The 17,959-nt window shown below is 62.3% G+C and carries 14 protein-coding genes; 9 read left to right on the top strand and 5 right to left on the bottom strand.

Annotated elements, in window-relative coordinates:
• The 3 genes from HMPREF2874_RS07315 to HMPREF2874_RS07305 all read right to left on the bottom strand — a co-directional run.
• Positions 1-411 (bottom strand): alpha-amylase family glycosyl hydrolase (locus HMPREF2874_RS07315; RefSeq protein WP_246823798.1); only part of this gene is annotated, 411 nt, incomplete at its 3' end.
• Positions 412-537: 126 nt separating this feature from the next.
• Positions 538-2,352 (bottom strand): glycoside hydrolase family 13 protein, encoded by a 1,815-nt coding sequence (locus tag HMPREF2874_RS07310; protein ID WP_070649797.1) that lies wholly within the window; start codon positions 2,350-2,352, stop codon positions 538-540.
• 75 nt (positions 2,353-2,427) lie between these two features.
• Positions 2,428-3,306 (bottom strand): endonuclease/exonuclease/phosphatase family protein, encoded by an 879-nt coding sequence (locus HMPREF2874_RS07305; protein WP_070649795.1) that lies wholly within the window; start codon positions 3,304-3,306, stop codon positions 2,428-2,430.
• Between the two features lie 425 nt (positions 3,307-3,731).
• Here HMPREF2874_RS07305 and HMPREF2874_RS07300 point away from each other — a divergent pair, with 425 nt between their 5' ends.
• The 5 genes from HMPREF2874_RS07300 to HMPREF2874_RS07280 all read left to right on the top strand — a co-directional run bounded on the left by HMPREF2874_RS07300 (position 3,732) and on the right by HMPREF2874_RS07280 (position 11,341).
• Entirely contained in the window at positions 3,732-5,375 is a 1,644-nt protein-coding gene (locus HMPREF2874_RS07300) for an alpha-glucoside-specific PTS transporter subunit IIBC (RefSeq protein ID WP_070649793.1), read from the top strand.
• A gap of 239 nt (positions 5,376-5,614) precedes the next feature.
• A complete protein-coding gene (locus HMPREF2874_RS07295) occupies positions 5,615-6,433 on the top strand; it encodes a MurR/RpiR family transcriptional regulator (RefSeq protein ID WP_049331998.1) in 819 nt (272 codons plus the stop codon).
• Between the two features lie 82 nt (positions 6,434-6,515).
• Positions 6,516-6,974, top strand: coding sequence for a cell shape determination protein CcmA (locus HMPREF2874_RS07290; RefSeq protein ID WP_070649791.1), 459 nt, complete (start codon positions 6,516-6,518; stop codon positions 6,972-6,974).
• Positions 6,975-7,206: 232 nt separating this feature from the next.
• Positions 7,207-11,040, top strand: coding sequence for a DEAD/DEAH box helicase (locus HMPREF2874_RS07285; protein WP_371440552.1), 3,834 nt, complete (start codon positions 7,207-7,209; stop codon positions 11,038-11,040).
• Positions 11,033-11,341, top strand: coding sequence for a hypothetical protein (locus tag HMPREF2874_RS07280; RefSeq protein WP_141754243.1), 309 nt, complete (start codon positions 11,033-11,035; stop codon positions 11,339-11,341). The genes HMPREF2874_RS07285 and HMPREF2874_RS07280 overlap by 8 nt, the downstream gene beginning before the upstream one ends.
• 152 nt (positions 11,342-11,493) lie before the next feature.
• Here the strand turns inward: HMPREF2874_RS07280 and HMPREF2874_RS07275 are convergent, their stop codons facing one another.
• Both HMPREF2874_RS07275 and HMPREF2874_RS07270 read right to left on the bottom strand, forming a co-directional pair.
• Entirely contained in the window at positions 11,494-11,679 is a 186-nt protein-coding gene (locus HMPREF2874_RS07275; protein WP_049332007.1) for an FmdB family zinc ribbon protein, read from the bottom strand.
• A gap of 123 nt (positions 11,680-11,802) precedes the next feature.
• A complete protein-coding gene (locus HMPREF2874_RS07270) occupies positions 11,803-12,486 on the bottom strand; it encodes a 5-formyltetrahydrofolate cyclo-ligase (RefSeq protein ID WP_070649785.1) in 684 nt (227 codons plus the stop codon).
• 271 nt (positions 12,487-12,757) lie between these two features.
• On the opposite strand from HMPREF2874_RS07270, the gene galU reads away from it, so the two are divergent.
• The 4 genes from galU (at position 12,758) to HMPREF2874_RS07250 (ending at position 17,953) form a co-directional block, all read left to right on the top strand.
• Positions 12,758-13,666, top strand: a complete 909-nt coding sequence (gene galU / locus HMPREF2874_RS07265; RefSeq protein ID WP_070649783.1) for a UTP--glucose-1-phosphate uridylyltransferase GalU — start codon at positions 12,758-12,760, stop codon at positions 13,664-13,666.
• 293 nt (positions 13,667-13,959) lie between these two features.
• On the top strand, positions 13,960-15,654 hold the full coding sequence (locus HMPREF2874_RS07260; RefSeq protein ID WP_070649781.1) for a hypothetical protein: 1,695 nt from the start codon (positions 13,960-13,962) through the stop codon (positions 15,652-15,654).
• A gap of 591 nt (positions 15,655-16,245) precedes the next feature.
• The gene (locus HMPREF2874_RS07255; RefSeq protein ID WP_070649779.1) at positions 16,246-16,737 is read left to right on the top strand and encodes a DedA family protein; all 492 of its coding nucleotides are present in this window, start codon (positions 16,246-16,248) and stop codon (positions 16,735-16,737) included.
• 58 nt (positions 16,738-16,795) lie between these two features.
• On the top strand, positions 16,796-17,953 hold the full coding sequence (locus HMPREF2874_RS07250) for a LysR substrate-binding domain-containing protein (RefSeq protein WP_070649776.1): 1,158 nt from the start codon (positions 16,796-16,798) through the stop codon (positions 17,951-17,953).
• Positions 17,954-17,959: the final 6 nt, after the last annotated feature.

The following is a 17,959-nucleotide window of genomic DNA, read 5'->3' as shown; positions in this document are numbered from 1 at the left end:
GTAGTCGCGGTAGGGGTTGTCCTTGGAGGAACGGGACTCCTTGAACCAGGGGTGCTGGTCGGAGGTGTGGTTAGCGACCAGGTCCATCAGGATCTTGATGCCGTGCTTGTGAGCGGTTTCGAGCATCTCGTCAAAGTCTTCCATGGTGCCGAAGTCACTCATGATGGCGAAGTAATCGGAAATGTCGTAGCCGTTATCCACGTTCGGCGAATCGAACACGGGGGAGAGCCAGATGACGTTGATGCCCAGCTTAGCCAGGTAGGGCAGCTTCTCGGTGATACCCTTCAGGTCACCGATGCCGTCGCCGTTAGCGTCGTTGAAGGAACGGGGGTACACCTGGTACACCACGGCTTCCTTCCACCACTGGCGGCCTTCGTAGGAGGGAACCTCGTATGCTTCGGAGTTGCTCATAATTGCCTTTCTGTACCGGCGGGTTACGCCGAAGAGAAAAAAGGAGTCTGTGATTGAAGTATAGGGCGAGGGGGACCGGAATGTCTGTGCCGGATCCCCCTCGCGCATTACATTTTTGGGGCGTGCCTACTTAGCGTTGCCGAAGAGGTAAACCTTCGCCTCGTAGGGGCGCAGCAGGGTGCCCTCGTCGGTGAACTCGCGGTTCTCATCGCGGTAGTTCGAGCTAATCAGCTTCGGAGCGTTCTCGATAGCCTTCAGCTCGGTCGGGGAGAGGGCCTGCGAGTTGGTCAGCACCACCGAATCCAGGTTGCCGCCCGCGTAGTTCAGCTGCACGGTGTCGTCGGTGAAGTTGGCGACGACCAGCAGGGCGCGCTCGCCGGTTGCGGCTGCGTCCTCGTCGGAGTTCACGCGCAGGTAGGCGTAGACCTGGTCGTCCTCTTCATCCAGCAGGCGGTACTCGCCGGTCAGGATAATCGGGTGCTCGTGACGTAGCTTAATCAGGTCGCGGTAGTGGTAGAACACCGAATCCGGATCTGCCAGCTCGGACTCCGCGTTGATCTCGGGGTAACGCGGGTTCAGCTTCAGCCACGGGGTGCCGGTGGTGAAACCTGCGTTCTCGCCGGCGTTCCACTGCATGGGGGTGCGTGCGTTGTCGCGGCCGGAGGCGCTGATGTAGCGCAGCATGTCCTCGGGGGAGACGCGGCCCGACTCCTCAACGTACTTGCGCCAGGAGTCGTGAATCTCCAGGTCGTTGTAGTCCTTCACATCGTCGAAGAAGACGTTGGTCATGCCCAACTCTTCGCCCTGGTAGATGTAGGGGGTGCCCTGCATCATGTGCAGCACGGTACCCAGCATCTTGGCGCTGACGGTGCGGTACTCGGGGGAGTCGTTACCGAAGCGGGAGACGGTGCGCGGCTGGTCGTGGTTGTTCCAGTACAGGGAGTTCCAACCGCGGCCGTACAGGCCCTCCTGCCAGTGGGTGAGGACCTTCTTCAGGTCAACCAGGTCGAAGCGGCGGTCGGACCACTTACCGGTCACGCCGCCCTCGGAGGCGTCCACATCCATGTGCTCGAACTGGAAGACCATCTGCAGCTCGTTGCGGTCGAAGCCGGTGTAGAGAGCGGCGTCGTCCACGGTCACGCAGGGGGTTTCGCCCACGGTCATGACCGGGTACTTGCTGAGGACCTCGCGGTTCATCTCCTGCAGGAACTCGTGCACGCGCGGGCCGTTAGCGGCGACAGCCAGGGAGTTGTCCAGACCGCCAGCCAGGACTGCCGGGTCATCGGGGAAGGAGAGATCCTTGGAGATCAGGTTGATGACGTCCATGCGGAAGCCGTCCACACCCTTGTCCAGCCAGAAGCGCATGATGTCGTAGACCTCTTCGCGGACCTTCGGGTTCTCCCAGTTCAGGTCGGGCTGCTTGATGGAGAAGTAGTGCAGGTAGAACTGGCCGGTCGCCTCGTCCCACTCCCACACGGAGGGGCTGAAGCAGGAAATCCAGTTGTTCGGCGGGATCGGGTTGCCGTCCTCGTCGAAGCCCTTCGGGTCGCGCCAGATGTAGTAGTCGCGGTAGGGGTTGTCCTTGGAGGAGCGTGCCTGCTTGAACCATTCGTGCTCATCGGAGGTGTGGTTGACGACGAGGTCCATCATGAGCTTGATGCCGTGCTCGTGCGCGGTTTCGAGCAGCTTGTCGAAGTCTTCCATGGTGCCGAACTCGGTCATGATGGCACGGTAGTCGGAGATGTCGTAGCCGTTGTCGTCGTTCGGGGAGGCGTAGATGGGGGAGAGCCACAGCACCTGAATGCCCAGGTCGGCGAGGTACGGAATCTTCTCGGTGATACCGGGCAGGTCGCCGATGCCGTCGCCGTTGGAATCATTGAAGGAGCGGGGGTAAATCTGGTAGACAACGGGTTCCTGCCACCACTGGGTCTGGGTCGTCATTGTTCTTCCTTCCCTTGGGGTCTCGTAACTGAGTAGTTGCTATTTTCGCCGCCGGGGCGGTTAGGTTTTTGTCGTTTAGTGCAGCTGGTCGAGGGGCTTCAGGACGCTCTGCGGGGCCCAGCTTGCGGGGTCAATTTCCAGGAGTAGGCCGCTGTGATCGGAGATCGCCTCGGGGGAGTTATCCCGGAAGACCACCGCGTGGGAGGCCACGTCGACGAGACGGTCTGTGAACACGAAATCGATGCGCTTGGCGTCCGAGGAGCCCTCCCAGCCGGCAATCTCGCGGTGCACGGTGTTTTCACCCTTGGTGTGCTTCGCGATGGTGCGGGTATCGATTAGGCCGGTAGAGGTTACGAAGGCGTAGCCCTCGTCGGGCAGGTGCGCGGCGGAGTTGAAGTCGCCGCCGAGCAGTACGGGGGCGGTTTCGGCACATTCGGCCAGGGCCTGCGAGAGGCGGGTGAATTCCTGAGCGAAGAGGGGCTCACCGTCGAAGTCCCACCAGGACATGTGGGTGGTTGCGCACCAGAAAGGACCGGAGGGGGTCTCGATGAGGGCGGCCTGCGCGGCGCGGTGCTGCACCTGGAAGTAGGTGTAGTCGGGGGACATATCGATGGGCCTAATGCCGCGGATCGGCATGCGCGAGAGGATGGCCATGCACTCGTCGTAGCGCTCCCACCCGAGGTGAGTCTCGGTGAGGGTCCACTCGTAGCGGGCGCCGAGCGCCCCCAGCGCGCGCACGAGGAGTAGGGCGTAGTTGTCTTCGCGAACCGGGATGCCCGCGCCGCCGCGGAAGTGGAGGGGATGTTCCACCACGGGGGTGGAGGTCAGCTGGTTGACCTCCTGGAGGGCGATAACGTCCACCTGCTGATCAACGATGAACTGCGCGAGGGTGCGGATCTTGTCAATCTGATGGATTTCGCACCAGCTGTGGGTGTTGAGGGTGAGGAAACGCATATATATAAGTTCCGATTGGGTTTCGGGTAGGGGTACGGGGTGGGCACGTCGGATGGCTCTCCCTGTGGAAGCTCTGAGTGGTGGAGGGCGGTCTCCGGCCGCGCAAGTATGTTCATGCTATCGAGTCTGAGCCCCGGCAGACAGGGGAAAAGCTTGATTATTCTCCAGTATTTTTACCCGGTGCCGGGATATGTTTCAGGTTGTGAAAAACTCTTTCAGAACTGTCCTTCGGGTGCCTATGGGTCGGAATGAAGTGGCATTATTATTTCTGTCTAAAACACATTCGGCATTTAGCGCGCGCAGGTCGTGTGGTGTGCATCTCATACACTTTCAAGGGTGTTTATAAAGATGCGTTAGCCCAGGCGGGCAAAGACCGCCCGCCCCTTGCGCCCGCTCACTCGATACCCGAAAGGGCGTATAGCCTCATGATGGAAAAAGTACAGAGGTTCGGCTCTGCCATGCTGGCACCCGTTCTTCTCTTCGCATTCGCTGGCCTCGCGGTCGGTATTTCAATTATCGCGCAGAACGACCAGCTGATTGGTCTGGCTGCCGATAAGAACAACCTCTGGTCGCAGTTCTGGGCCGTGTGGGAGTCCGGCGCATGGACCGTCTTCAACCAGATGGAACTGCTCTTCGTGATCGGTCTGCCCATTGCACTGGCAAAGACCGCTAACGCACGTGCAGTGATGGAAGCTGCAATGGTCTACCTGACCTTCAACTACTTCGTCGGCACCATGCTCAAGGTATGGGGCAAGGGCGGCACCGGTTTCTTCGACCTGGACTACACCACCGACATCTCTGAGAGCGCGGCAGGTACCGGTCTGAAGATGATCGCCGGTATCAAGACCATGGACACCGGTATCTTCGGTGCAATCATCATCTCCGCAATCGTGGTGTGGGCACACAACCGCTGGTTCGACAAGAAGCTGCCCGACTTCCTCGGCATCTTCCAGGGTTCCCAGTACGTCTACGGCGTCTGCTTCTTCCTGATGATGCCCATCGCCTTCCTGTTCTCCTGGCTGTGGCCCTACGCTCAGCACGGCATCTCCTCCCTGCAGGGCTTCTTCATCGCATCCGGCGCACTCGGCGTGTGGGTTTACACCTTCCTCGAGCGCTTCCTGATTCCGACCGGTCTGCACCACTTCATCTACTCCCCGTTCGTCTTCGGTAACGTTGTTACCCCGAACGGTATTGCTAAGGACTGGCCGACCCACCTGACCGAGTTCGCAAAGAGCGACAAGCCCCTCAAGGAACTGTTCCCCGGCGGCGGCTTCGCACTGCACGGTAACTCCAAGGTCTTTGCACCCATCGGTATCGCAGCGGCGTTCTACACCACTGCTCGTCCCGAGAAGCGCAAGGAAGTTCTCGCTCTGATGATTCCCGTCTGCCTTACCGCAATCCTGATTGGTATCACCGAGCCCCTCGAATTCACCTTCCTGTTCCTGGCACCCCCGCTGTTCCTGGTCCACGCAATCCTGGCAGCATCCATGGCAGCAATCATGTACCAGCTGGGTCTGGTTGGTTACATGGGTGGCGGTTTGCTGGACTTCCTGTTCCAGAACTGGATCCCGCTGTGGGCAAACCACTCCGGCACCTACCTCATGCAGATTGGTGTGGGCCTGTGCTTCACCGTCCTGTACTTCGTAATCTTCCGCTTCATGATTCTGAAGTTCGACTTCAAGACCCCCGGTCGTGAAGAAGACGGCGGCGAGACCAAGCTCTACAGCAAGGCAGAGTACAAGGCTGCCAAGGCCGCTGAGAAGAACGGCGGCGCAGCCGCTGCCGGTGACGCAGAAGGCGCCGACCTCTACGCACCCCGTGCGGCTGGCTTCCTCGAGCTGCTCGGTGGCGCAGACAACATCACCACCGTGAACAACTGCGCAACCCGCCTGCGTGTCTCTGTGGCCGATGAGTCTCTGGTCAGCACCTCGGACGCAGAGTTCAAGAGCGCTGGCGCCCTGGGTGTTGTCCGTAAGGGCAAGGCCTTCCAGGTGATCGTCGGTATGGACGTTCCCCAGGTCCGCGAGCGTTTCGAGACCATGGTGAACAGCTCCAAGACCAACGTCTAGAGCCATCGCATTTGCTCGCCGCGTAGTTCGCGCATCGGGCAGTGAATAATCCGCTTCGCCGGCGGTACCGGATACATCCGGTGCCGCCGGCGAAGCTGTATCTTGGGTATCCTTGGCCCCGGTTGTGGGCCTCTCTCGAAAGGTTCTGCGTGAGCGGGAACAATATGGCAGAACCGGGCTGTGGAATCCGAAGCGTGTAATATTTATATATTGCTCACCATCGGATTCAGGAGCTCTGAGTGGATTTACAAGACGTCGTGAATGCGAATCAGCACCGGTTCAGCGAAACTGAACGGGAAATTTTGGCCTTCATGCTGGAGAACGAGGAATTCGTCGCGGAGTCGACGATTAATTCTTTGGCGCACAAAACCTACACCTCGACCAGTTCGATTATTCGACTGACGAAGAAGCTGAACTTTTCAGGATTCGCTGAGCTGAAGTACTTCATCAAGTCTTCCCTTAGCCGTAGTGAGCCCTTCAACCCCCGCTTCATCGAGAGCGGCCGCGAGGATATTCAGCGCACCTACGACTACCTCGACCACATGGAGTTGAGCGGTCTGCTTAAACGCATCTACGAGGCGCGCACCGTCTACTGCTTTGGCACCGGTTACGCTCAGCGCAACGCGGTGCAGGAGTTCGCCAAGTCCATGCAGGCCTGCGGCAAATTCTGCCACGTTATTCCGGCTCGCAACGAGTTCGAGAGCGCCATGAACACCATGACCCAGGACGATGTGGTGATTATCGTGTCGTTCTCGGGCCAGACCGAGAACATGCGCGAGCACATCAAGATGCTGTCGCTGCGCCGTATTCCCATGGTTGCGGTGACCGCGATTGGCGTGAACTACATGTCCTCGCACGCCGAGTACTCCCTGCACTACCAGGCGACCCCCACCCACATCAGCACCCAGCGCAAGCCCTACCACTCGTTCGTGGCTCTCTGGGTGGTGCTGGACTACGTGGTGCGTCGCTACATTGAGTACTCGGAAACCGCGCGCCGAGAATCCCTCAGCAAGCAGGTTGAGGATGCCCTCGACGGAGGCACCGAAACCACCCCGTAGTTGCGGGCGCTCCTGCCCGGAGCCAATTTATTCCCGCTGCCCTGAATCTACCTCCTGAACAGAACCCGAAAGAGACACCTTCGTGACCGCAATCCTGGCGCTGATTGATAACTCCGAGAAGATGCGTAAGTACCTTTTCTGGTACCTCATGATTATTCCGGCCCTCCTCTTCTTGTGGATTGCCGTGGGTGCGGCAAACTCCCAGATGAGCTTCCAGGACGCCATGAAGATTCCCTTCTTTACGGTTGCTTTCATGAACGGATGCTTGAGCCTGCTGCTGGGCGGTACCCTTAAGCTTGCGGGAATCGAGAATGAGCGCACCGAACGAGCCTATGCTCTGTATTTGATTATCTTGCTGGCCGTCATCGGTAACCTGCCCGGCGCGCTCCTGTCCTTCTTCCTCTTCCGTTCCCTGCGCTTCGGTAACCTGGAGGGTGAACTGGCCCCCAGGTACCGCCGGGTCCTGCTGGCGGCCGTGGCGTTTTATGTCATGGTGGCTTTGGTGCTCACCGTGGCTAATCTCTCGATGACGCTGGGCTAGGACGCTATCGTAGATTGAAGAACGCCTGAGCGCGAGGACCGCTCACGAAGCACCACCGGATTGCACGCCGTGCATCACACTGACATACAAGGATAGTCGAGACGTGAATCATACTCCTGATTCTGTTCACATGCAGAACACCGACGGAACCCCGAGCGATACCGCCGAGGTGCCCGTCGCATCGGCGACCCCCGAAGAACAGGCGCAGCTTGCCGAAACGACCGAACCCGAGATGAGCATCGCCGAGCTTCCCCCGCACCTGAACCCCGCCCACGAGGACTTCGACCCCTCGGCGGGGCTTGAGCGTTGGGCCGAACAGATGGACGTCTACACCGGCCCCGACGCGATGCTTGACTTCAACCAGGTCGACTACGTGCACATCGACCTGTCGGAGGCGAATCCCTCCGGCCTGGCTCAGCTACTTGCCGGACGTAAGACCCGCCTCTCCACCATCCTGCGCGAAAAGTCGCAGCTGGAGGCGGGCATGCGCTCCGCCCGCACCCTGCGCACCAAGATTTACGAGCTTGCCACCGACCATGGTCTGGACTCCGGCTACTTCGTGGCGGGCACCGCATCCTGGCTTTCGCACGACACCCGCGAGGCCGCCGCAGCCTACGAGAAGCGCTTCATCGCGCCGATCCTCATGGCGCCGCTGAGCATCACCCCGCACCCGAAGGATGACGACTTCGAGCTGCGCCTGGCCGGCTCCGCGCGCCTGAACCCCGCCATGGTCCGCCAGATCAAGCAGGAGTACGGCATCGACCTGGGCACCATGGACGTGGCCCAGCTGGCGAACTCCATGTCTCGTCTGGATCCGGAGCCGGTCATCGAGCGCATGCGCGCCTCGGCCGGCCGTATCCCGGGCATGACCATCGAGTCGAAGTACTTCATCTCGACCTTTGCCGACCTGAAGGAAAGCCTGGGCGAGCTGCCCCACACCGCCATCACCCCGCTCGTGCGTGACGTGGCGGCGCTGAAGGTGCCGGGCGTGAAGCCGCGCGAGCTGAACGCCCACAACCTGCAGCAGCCCCTGGACCAGCGCGACCCCGCCGAGGAGATGCTCCTGCTCGACGCGGACGCAAACGCCCAGGATATTATCGACACCGCGGTGAGCGGTTTCTCCTTCACCGTGACCGCGGCCCCCGGCACCGAGCCGCTGCGCACCGCCGTGAATATTGCCTCCGCCCTCATCGGCCGCGGCAAATCCGTGCTGGTTGTGGGCGAGAAGCGTTCGACGCTCGCCGAGTTCTCGGCCCTGCTCAAGCGCACCGGCATCGACAGCCTGCGCTACGACCTGCTGGCCGAACACGATTCGGAGGCGCAGCGAGCCGAATTTATCCGCGCCATCGTACGCAACGAAAGTGCCGAGGAGCCGAACTCCGAGGACCTCAACGAGGAACTGTGCGCCACCCGCCAGACCCTCATCGACCACACCCGCGCTCTGCTCACGAAGGACCCGCACTGGCAGATTTCGGTGTACGCCGCCCTGCAGCGTCTGGCCGAGCTGACCGCATCCGAGGACGGCCCGGCCACCCGCGTACGCTTCGACCGCCCCATGCTGGACTCCCTCCTGGAACGCGATCAGGTACGCGCCGAGCTCGTGCGCCTGGGCGAGATTGACGGATTCGCCGCGGCCTCGCGCACCTCGCCGTGGTACCGCGCCCGCCTGGTCAATGACGAGGAGGCCGCGGAGGCCTACGCCCTGGTCATTACCCTGAAGTCCTCCCTGCTGAATCTGCGCGAGGCCATGAACCGTATGGCCGCCATGCTGGGCCTGCGCCCGGGCCGCACGATTGCCGAGTGGGAGTCGCAGCTGGCGATCCTGATGCGCATTCGCGAGACGCTTAAGCGTTTCCGCGCCGATGTGTACGACCGCCCCGTGACCGATCTGATTGCCGCAACCGCCTCCGGTGCGTGGCGTCGCGAGAACGGCATCGAGATGAGCAGTATGCAGCGCTCCCGCCTGCGTCGCGCGGCGAAGGAGTACATCCTGCCCGGCGTGAACATCGGGGATTTGCACGAACAGCTCAAGATTGTGCAGACCGAACGTGCCGAGTGGATTCGCCATATCGAGGCACCCCGCACCCCGCAGATTCCGCAGAACCTGGATCAGCTGGCCGACGCCCTGAACTCCCTGGTGTCCGAGCTGGCGGGCTTGGGTATCGTGCTTGCCGATACGATCGACGGCACCGACTTTGTGCGCACCGACCTGGACGTTTTGGACGCCCGCCTGGACGCCCTCATGGACGACCGCGTCCTGCTCATGACCCTGCCCGAACGTGACGCACTCCAGCAGAAGCTTCACGAACGCGGCCTGTCCGAGCTGCTGGATGACCTGTACGCCCGTCAGGTACCGACCGAAGTTGTCGCGGCCGAGCTGGAGCTTGCCTGGTGGCAGTCCGCGCTGGAGTTCCTGCTGGAACGCCACGAGGGTAAACTGCTGGACGGTGACCGCCTGCGAGACACCGAATCCCGCTTCCGTCGCGCCGACTACGCCCACATGACCAGCGCTCCGGCCCGCCTTCTGGCAAAGGTCGCGCGCGTGTGGACCGACCGCATCGAATCCGAGCACGACCAGGCGGCCTACCTGAAGAGCCAGCTGCGCGGCTACGAGTTCGTGCTGGAGGAGCTGCTGACGCACGCGCCCGTCATGGCGCGCACCCTGCTGCCCCTGTGGACCGCCAGCCCCTTCGCCCTGGCCCGCAAGGTGCCGGCCTCGATGCGTTTTGACACGGCCATCCTGCTGGACTCTGAATCCACCCCGCTGGCGGCCAATCTGCCGGCTATCACCCGCGCCGACCAGGTGATCGCCCTGGGCGACCCGCACTCGGGATACCCCTCGCCGTTCATCGTGTCCGCACCGACCTTCGGAGCGCCGGACCCCGCCGATGAACAGCTGGACAGCACCTTCGACGTGCTCGCCACGGTACTGCCGAACCGCACCCTGGCCATGCTGCACCGCAGCATGGACCCGGTGATTCTCGACTACCTGAATCGCGAGTTCTACGATTCGCAGCTGCACGCCGCCCCGGTGAGCCGCGCCTCCTCGCAGCCGGCCGCAACCCTGACCGTGGAGTACATCGACACTCGCGGCAAGGTGAGCGATAACGCGAACCTTGATTCGCCCGGCGTTGAGGTCGAGCGCGTCACGAACCTGGTGCTGGAGCACGCCTACCGCACCCCCGACCGCTCCCTCGCGGTCGTGACGGCCAGCCCCAAGCATGCTCAGCGCGTGGCCGAATCGGTGCGTCACGCCCTGAACCTGTACCCGCAGCTCGCCCCGTTCTTTGCCGCCGGCGAGGAGTCTTTCCGCGTGGTCGACCTGACACGCGCCGAGACCCTCGAACGCGACACCGTAATCTTCTCGCTGGGTGTGGGACGCGCCCGCCTGGGCCAGGCCTCCTATGACCTGGGTCAGCTCTCCACCGAGCACGGCCGTCAGGGCTTTGTCGTGGCGCTAACTCGCGCCCGCCGGGCCCTGCGTATCGTCTCGTGTATCGACCCGACCGAGCTGGACCCGCAGAAGCTACACCACGGCGCGGTCGACTTCTACCACCTGCTGCGTGAGCACGCGGAACGCCAGGCCCGCGAAGAGGCCGAGGCGAAGGCACAGCGCGTGCCCGAGACTCTGCCGCGCAATGCCTTCCTAGCTACCGACGAGCAGGAAACCCCCGACCTGGGCGATTGGCTGCTCAACGATCTGGTGGCGCGTTTGCAGGCCCGCGGCGTACGCGTGACGCAGGGTGAAGGTGACATCGCGCTGATTGCGCACGCCCCCGAAAAGCTCGTGGCCGAGCCCGTGCCCGCCCTGGGCGTGGCTCCCGTGGTTTCCTCCGGCCCGAGCGCTCCCGCCGCGATGCCTCTGGTGGCTTGCTCCGACGGCGAGCAGAACTACGCGCGGGCCTCGGTGCGCGAGCGTACGCGCCTGCTACCCGAGCGCCTGAGTCGCACCGGCTGGAACTACATCACGCTGGGCACCCTGGAGGTCTTCTCCGACCCGGACGGCGTGGTGGCGCGCATCCTGCACTACCTGGACATGGACGAGGATGCTGAGGACCGTGGCTAACTATTCGCCCGTGCCCAAACCCCGACGCGGTAACCGCCGGGTGAGCGGGGGCGGAACCGTGGGAGGTGCCGAACCCCGTCTTGCGGGTCTGGACCCGTCGTCGGGGACCCCCGCTGCCGCGGTGCCCGGCGACCGGTCGGCCGCGCCAAAAACTGCCGATTCCGGCGGTGGCTCCGGCAGTAGCTCGCGGAAGAAGCGCACCGCCCACGGCGCCTCGAAGCCCCTCACCCCCGAGGAGAAGGAGCGCCTGGAGTGGATGCGCCAGCAGCGTCCCCCGCACTGGGGTAACAACATCGTCTAGGCTTCGGTGGCATGAGGCCGCGAGCCATCATCCAATACACGCTAGGGCGGCGGGTACCTGTTCGGTACCCGCCGCCCTAGCGTGTTATCGAACGCCGAGCCGGTCGGCGCTATCCATCCGTCGCGTTCTGCGACAGCTGGTTTGAATTCTTATTAGTTTGAGTTCTTATCGGTGCTGTAGAAGCCGGAGCCCTTGAAGGTAATGCCCACGGTGTTGTAGCGCTTGCGCAGGGTCTCCTGACCGCACTGGGGGCAGACGCGCAGGGCATCGTCGCTAAAGGACTGGCGCTGTTCAAATACGTGATTGCAATTCTTACACTGGTAAACGTAAACCGGCATAACTTCCTTCGCCCATTGATATTTCGTTGATTACGGTTAATTGCGTGGTTTGAGTGTACCGCTTTTGAATCGTGAGGGGTATTTTGTTTTCTTCCCACGACTAAAAGTAACGCGGCGTATTCGTTATGAGGGGTTCTGCGCGGTGCGTTCTGCCGGGCGGTAGGTTCCTTCTTCGGTCAGAATAACCGGCAGGATACTGTCCCAGCGGTCGTAGGGGACGGTTTCGTAGATTTCCTCGGCGAAGACGATGCCGAGGGTCTTCTCACGCAGTTGTTCCTCGCTCAGCAGGGGGATGATTCGGTCGTAGTAACCGCCTCCCTGGCCGAGGCGATGCCCGGTCGCATCGTAGGCGAGGGCGGGGATGAGGCGCACATCGGCCTCGACGAATGCCTGTACGTCGCGTTCTTCGCCCTCGGGTTCGGGGATTCCCATGGGGCTGCAGGGGTGGTCAATGGTGGGATCCCACTCAACCCAGGCGAGGGTTCGACGGGGACGGACGACCGGCACGATGATGCGGTGTCCGGCCTCGTGCAGGCGGGTAAGTGCCTCGGTGATGGGAGGTTCCGAAGGCGTGGGCAGGTACGCGGCAACCGTGCCGGGGGAGTGCAGACGCTCCCGCACCTCGCGCAGAATATTCTCGGTGAAGAGGTCCTGCACTCGCCGCTGTCCGGCGGGCCCACGCTCGCTGCGAGCGATGAGGCGTCGGGGACGAATCTGCGAGCGGAGGATGTTCTTATCCAGGGAGATATCCTCGGCGCTGGCGCCCGAATCGGAGGTGCTGGTGGCTACTGCGGTGTTGAAGTGCATGGGGGTCCCATCGTCGTTGCGGGGTGAGCGGTGTCTTGGACGTGAGGTACAGACTCGCGGCGTAGGCCCCAAATCTCGCGAATGGTGGAGATTTGTGAAGGGGCACACTTCCCTTAGTATAGGACGATTTAAAGAAAGAGCGGCGTGCCGATCTTTTGATATTTTCGGTATCTGCACGAGCCTGTATGCAGTTCATCACGTTAGGGATTTTTCACGTCATAGTTTCATCGATTCGACCTAAGTACTTTACAACTTAGGGTATTCTTGTGGCATGGCTACTGAAATTAAGTCTGTTACTAAGGCGGTTATTCCTGCCGCCGGTTTGGGCACCCGATTCCTGCCCGCCACGAAGGCCACCCCGAAGGAAATGCTCCCCGTCGTTGATCGCCCCGCGATTCAGTACGTGGTGGAGGAAGCTGTTCGTGCCGGCCTGCACGATGTTCTGATGATTACCGGTCGCAACAAGCGCGCTCTTGAGGATCACTTCGACCGTGTTCCCGTTCTGGAGCGTCAGCTCGCCGAGCAGGGTAAGGATGCTCTGCTGGCTTCGGTTCTTGAGACCAACGAGCTTGGCGGCGACCTGCATTACGTGCGTCAGGGTGACCCGAAGGGTCTGGGCCACGCCGTGTTGCGTGCAAAGCGCCACGTGGGTGACGAGGCTTTCGCCGTTCTGCTCGGTGACGACCTGATTGATGAGAAGGAAGACCTGCTCTCTCGTATGGTGGAGGTTCAGGAGCGTACCGGCGGTTCCGTCGTCGCTCTGATGGAGGTTCCCCGCGAGGCAATCTCGGCTTATGGCGCTGCCGCCATTGAGACCGTTGAGGGCGAAGATGGCTTCGTCAAGATTACCGGTCTGGTGGAGAAGCCTGCAGCTGATGAGGCTCCCTCGAACTACGCGGTGATTGGCCGTTACGTTCTGAGCCCGAAGGTGTTCGAGGTTCTGGAGAATACCGCTCCGGGCCGCGGCAACGAGATTCAGCTGACCGACGCCCTGCAGACCCTGGCTCAGGGTGACGGTGAGGGCGAGGGCGTCTACGGCGTGGTCTTCTCCGGCCGCCGTTTCGACACCGGCGATAAGCTCTCCTACCTGAAGGCTAACGTGATTCTTGCTTCCGAGCGTCCCGAGTTCGGCGATGACCTGCGCGTCTGGCTGAAGGAATTTGTGGCCGAGAACTGCTAAGGCCGTTCTTTCGTAACACCACCCCGGTTACGGGGTATCAATCACCTGATACGCTGAGGGAGGCGTTCCTTGTCGGCTTGCCGAGCGGGGGCGCCTTCCTCAATTTATTTGGTCGTTCCGTCCGTTGGGGAGACGGAGTGACTAATATGCGCGCGATATTGCGCATAACGTTGTGTATGCCGTCCGGGGTATATGCGCTCATCCATCCCATTTCTACCTTTTATGGAAAGAAATGGGAATATAAGGGTATGATTAAAGTCTAGGGATTTAGGGACGATAGAGGGCGACCTAACATGACGTTGTTGAACACCTCGGGTGTATTGGTAATTCTGACCGTGATTTTGCTGCTGTGGTTTGTGCCCAGGAGCCTGCGTCGCGCGCCCGCCGGCCACACGGTTGAGCCCGAACGACCCCTGATTAGCGCCGAACGCACCGCTGAGGATATTCTCGCCTCCGCCGGCGTGCTGCTGAATGAATCGGAAGCCTATCAGTCTTCTGATCACGCCGTGGCGCCGGGTACCCCCCTGCCCTCTTCTGCTCTTCCGCGTTCCTCTTCCTCCTCGCACGCGGTGGGGGACGGCGCGGCACCGCAGACGGCGTCCATTTCGCAGATTCGTGATTCCTCCCCGGTGGCCCCGTACACGGATGAGATTCCCGTGGTGGAAGAGCCCAAGCAGTCCCTGCTCTCCTCCCTCGATACTTCAACCCCCTCTGGTGTGGCTTACCTGGTCGCCGCCGGAGCAGGCGTTGCCGCCGTGCTGTGCCTGCTTCTGGCCCTCTTTGGTCTGTTCTCCTGGGCATGGTTCGTGATTTTCGCCGTGCTGGGTGGCCTGGCCGGGGCCGCAGGCCGCTTTGGCCTGGCAGATACCTTGAGCCAGCGTCTCGCTCACCGCGAGGGCGACGATGACGAAGACGAGCGCTCCGAGGTCGACTTCGATGATGAGCAGCTTGACCGTGAAGCCGAAGAGTCTGCTTCGGCTGCTGAGGCTCACCCCGCGCCGGCTCCCGCCCCCAAGTCTCCCGTCGCACAGCCCGTCCGACGTGAGGGTTCCACTGAGGCTTCGTCCCCGAAGACTTCGGTGCCTGCAGCCGAGCGTCGTGACGCTGAACCCCGTACACCCGAGCCCCGAGTGCATGAGTCTCGAGTACATGAGTCCCGTGCCGCTGAGAATGTCGATTCTGTGCAGGAGGCGCCGGCCCACCGACGAGCAGAGGGCCGTCCCGCGGCTTCGCGCCACGCACAGCATCCGCAGCGCCGCCCCCAGCGCCCGAGCCGATTCCAGCCTATCCGCCGCGGTAGCGTGCTCTTCGATCAGGAGAGCGGTGGTGGGGCGACCCCTCAGCCCGCACCTCGAGCTGCTGAACCCCAGCCTTCGGCCGAGCGAGCGGTAGCGGCTCAGCACACGCAGCCCGTGCAATCCGCTCAGCCCCACCCCGCACAGCAGGTTCCGCAGGCGGCGCCTCAGCATACGGCCTCTCAGCAGACCCCGCGCGTTGCTCCCCGGGCCGACTCCGCGGAGCAGTCGGCTGTGCACCAGGCTGCCCCCGCTCGCGAGCCCGCGCCGCGTGTGTCGACCGAGTTCTCCGCACCTCGCCCGGCCGCCACTTCGCAGGAGCGCCCTGCGGCTCAGCAGGCTCCGCAGACGGCGCGCCCGAACCAGTCGAACCAGGGTCAGCCGCGTCCGGCCCTGCGCGACGGTTCCCCGGTGCGTCAGGCACCTCAGCCGGCGCCCGCACCGATTCCGGAGGAGATCCCCCTGCCGGACGTTCTGGACGATTCTGAGTTCGACGCCCTGGATATCGCCTCGTTGAACAACCCCGCAACCCAGCCTGGTTCGTCGCTCGGCGCATCCCGTCGCGCGGGAAGCCGTCATCCCGGTGGTGGTTCCTCGTTTGAGGCGGTCAGCAACACCTGGAACCCCGTGCAGTTGCCCAAGCCTCTGAGCGCCCTGCACCGCGAGAACGACGAGAAGAACTCCAAGAAGTAACTGGGCAGGAACCTGCGGGATACCGCCGGTTGCGTGCATTGCCTTGATGCTCCCATGAACGAATGTCCCGAAGGATAGAGTCCTTCGGGACATTCTGCGTATTCGGCGGCGTATCACCGTGATTATTCGGCGGGGGAGTAGCGGAGACAAAAAAGAAAGGGAGCCCCGTCAATGGGGCTCCCTTTCCAGCATCACACACAGGAAGAAAGTCTTCTAGACCGATCGGGGAGGCCTTCCCACAAGGCCAGCCCCATTCGGTAATAAAAATATAACCTAATTCGAGAGGGTGCACAAACTGAAAATAGCGACGGTCTGTCACTAAACTAAGGTTGCCCTAAATAAAATCCGCGCCATTGCTGGGAAGAGCGAGGCATCGAGGGTGCATAAAAATCTTTAAAAAAATTTTCGGGAGGCCGCTCGAAGCTCGTTGGGCCATATCAGAAAGGTATACACCGTCGGAAAACGTTGCTCGCCGAATCGCCCTTGGGCACTCGTCTGAGCTTCGCGAGGCTCATCCCCGATGCGTGTCACGGAATAGGCATATTCGCGCTCGGGGAGGACTGGCGAATCTGTTCGTGAGAGAATAGCCGGGTGAAAGAATGGATTAACTCTCTACCGATTGAGGTTGCCCTACTCTTCATGTGGATTGTGGGAATCGTCCGCACCAGCCTGGTCTACTGGGTGGCGGCCCTGGCCGCGAAGGGGAGCGCGCGCCTCCACCGCATCCGCGAGGCAATGGAACGTCCCCTCTACCGCAAGGCCCGCGCCTTCATTAACCGATGGGGCGTTATCGCCGTGCCCCTGTGCTTTCTGACCGTGGGTTTTCAGACCGCAGTCATCGTCACCACCGGCTTTACCCGCATGCCCCTACGCCGCTGGATTCCCGCAATGCTGGTTGGCACCCTCATGTGGGCCGGCATCTACACCACGATTGGTTTTGCCATTCTCGCCGCCCTGGGCCTGGAACCCTGGATGTTCCCCGTAGCCCTGGCCTTTGTGGTGGCCGGGGCGGTTATCATCTCTGCGGTGCGCGAGAAGCGCCTAGACCGCGCGGCCGAGAACCTCAACGACACCGACGCTTAGCCTCGGACCCTCACCCAGCGCGACTAGTTTCGCCAGACGAATGTGTTAGCGTGGAGGGATGAGTTCAACCGACACCTCCACCGCAGGCACCCCCGAGCAGCCTCTCGCAGCTCCCGCAGAGCACCGCGAGAATCATGCAGAGCAGACGGCACCCCTTGAGGCGGCCAGCGCCGAAGCGCCCTCCGAGGCTCCCACCCGCGTGTACCTGCACCCCGAGCAGCTGGCCACGATTCAGACCCCGGAGGCTCTACCCGTGCCGGTTCTGCAGCGCTCGGCCCTGCGCGTGAGCTACGTGCCCGGCATTATGCCCGGCAAGTGGTTCAACCGCTGGCACGAACGCTACGGCGACCGCGTGCCCCTGGCCGAGGTGCCCGTGCGCGAGGCGCGCGGACTGGACTCCCTTCACCAGAACCTGCAGCTGATCGACCCGGAGTCTGCGGAAGGCTCCGAAACGGCAAGCCCCGCAGAAAACGCAGAGCCCGCACCTATCGAGCGAGTGGAGGTTCCCGAGAACCCCTTCGCCCACATGAGCATCCTGCGCCCCTACCGCGAGCCGGCCAGCACCGACGGCGAGAAGTACCACAGCATCCGCCTTTACGAGGAGCTGCCCGTGGTCATCCTGCCGACGGACCACGTTCTCACCGTGCTCGACGAAGTGCCCGTGGCCGAACTGGCCGAGGAGTTCCTGCTTCAGCCCGCCTCCGATATTCCCGCCTACGAGGAGGTTTCCCGCTCCTGGCGTGAAAGCTCCGGCCGCATTGTGCCCGAGGGGTTGAATGACCAGGAGACTATCGATTTGGTGGCCGCCGGCGTGGGCCTGTACATCGTGCCCATGTCCATCGCGCGTTTCTACCACCGCAAGGACCTCACCTACCGCCCTGTGCCCGATCTGGACACCTACCCGGTGCACCTGGTCTGGCCGCGCGCGCCCAAGGGGGAGCCGCGCCCCGAGGAGCTCGAGGCTCTCCTGCAGGACTTTATCGGCATCGTGCGCGGGCGTACCGCCAGCAGTGACCGCGGCACCGAAACTCGCCAGGCACGCGCCGAACGCGTTGCCGCGGAAAAGGCCAAGGCCAAGGCGAAGGCCCGCGCCGCTAACGCACGCCGCGAGGCACGCGATAAGAAGCGCGCCAACGCCAAGAAAAACGGCAACGCCCGACAGCACGCCCGCCAGACCTCCAAGGCGGCCTCGGCGCGCCGGGGCAAGAAGCGCTAGGCGGTA

Origin of the sequence: Rothia sp. HMSC068F09 (assembly GCF_001812775.1) — a bacterium.
Lineage (GTDB): Bacteria > Actinomycetota > Actinomycetes > Actinomycetales > Micrococcaceae > Rothia > Rothia mucilaginosa_A.
The sequence above is the reverse complement of the archived record's forward strand: the minus strand, read 5'-3'. Positions and strand labels throughout refer to the sequence as shown.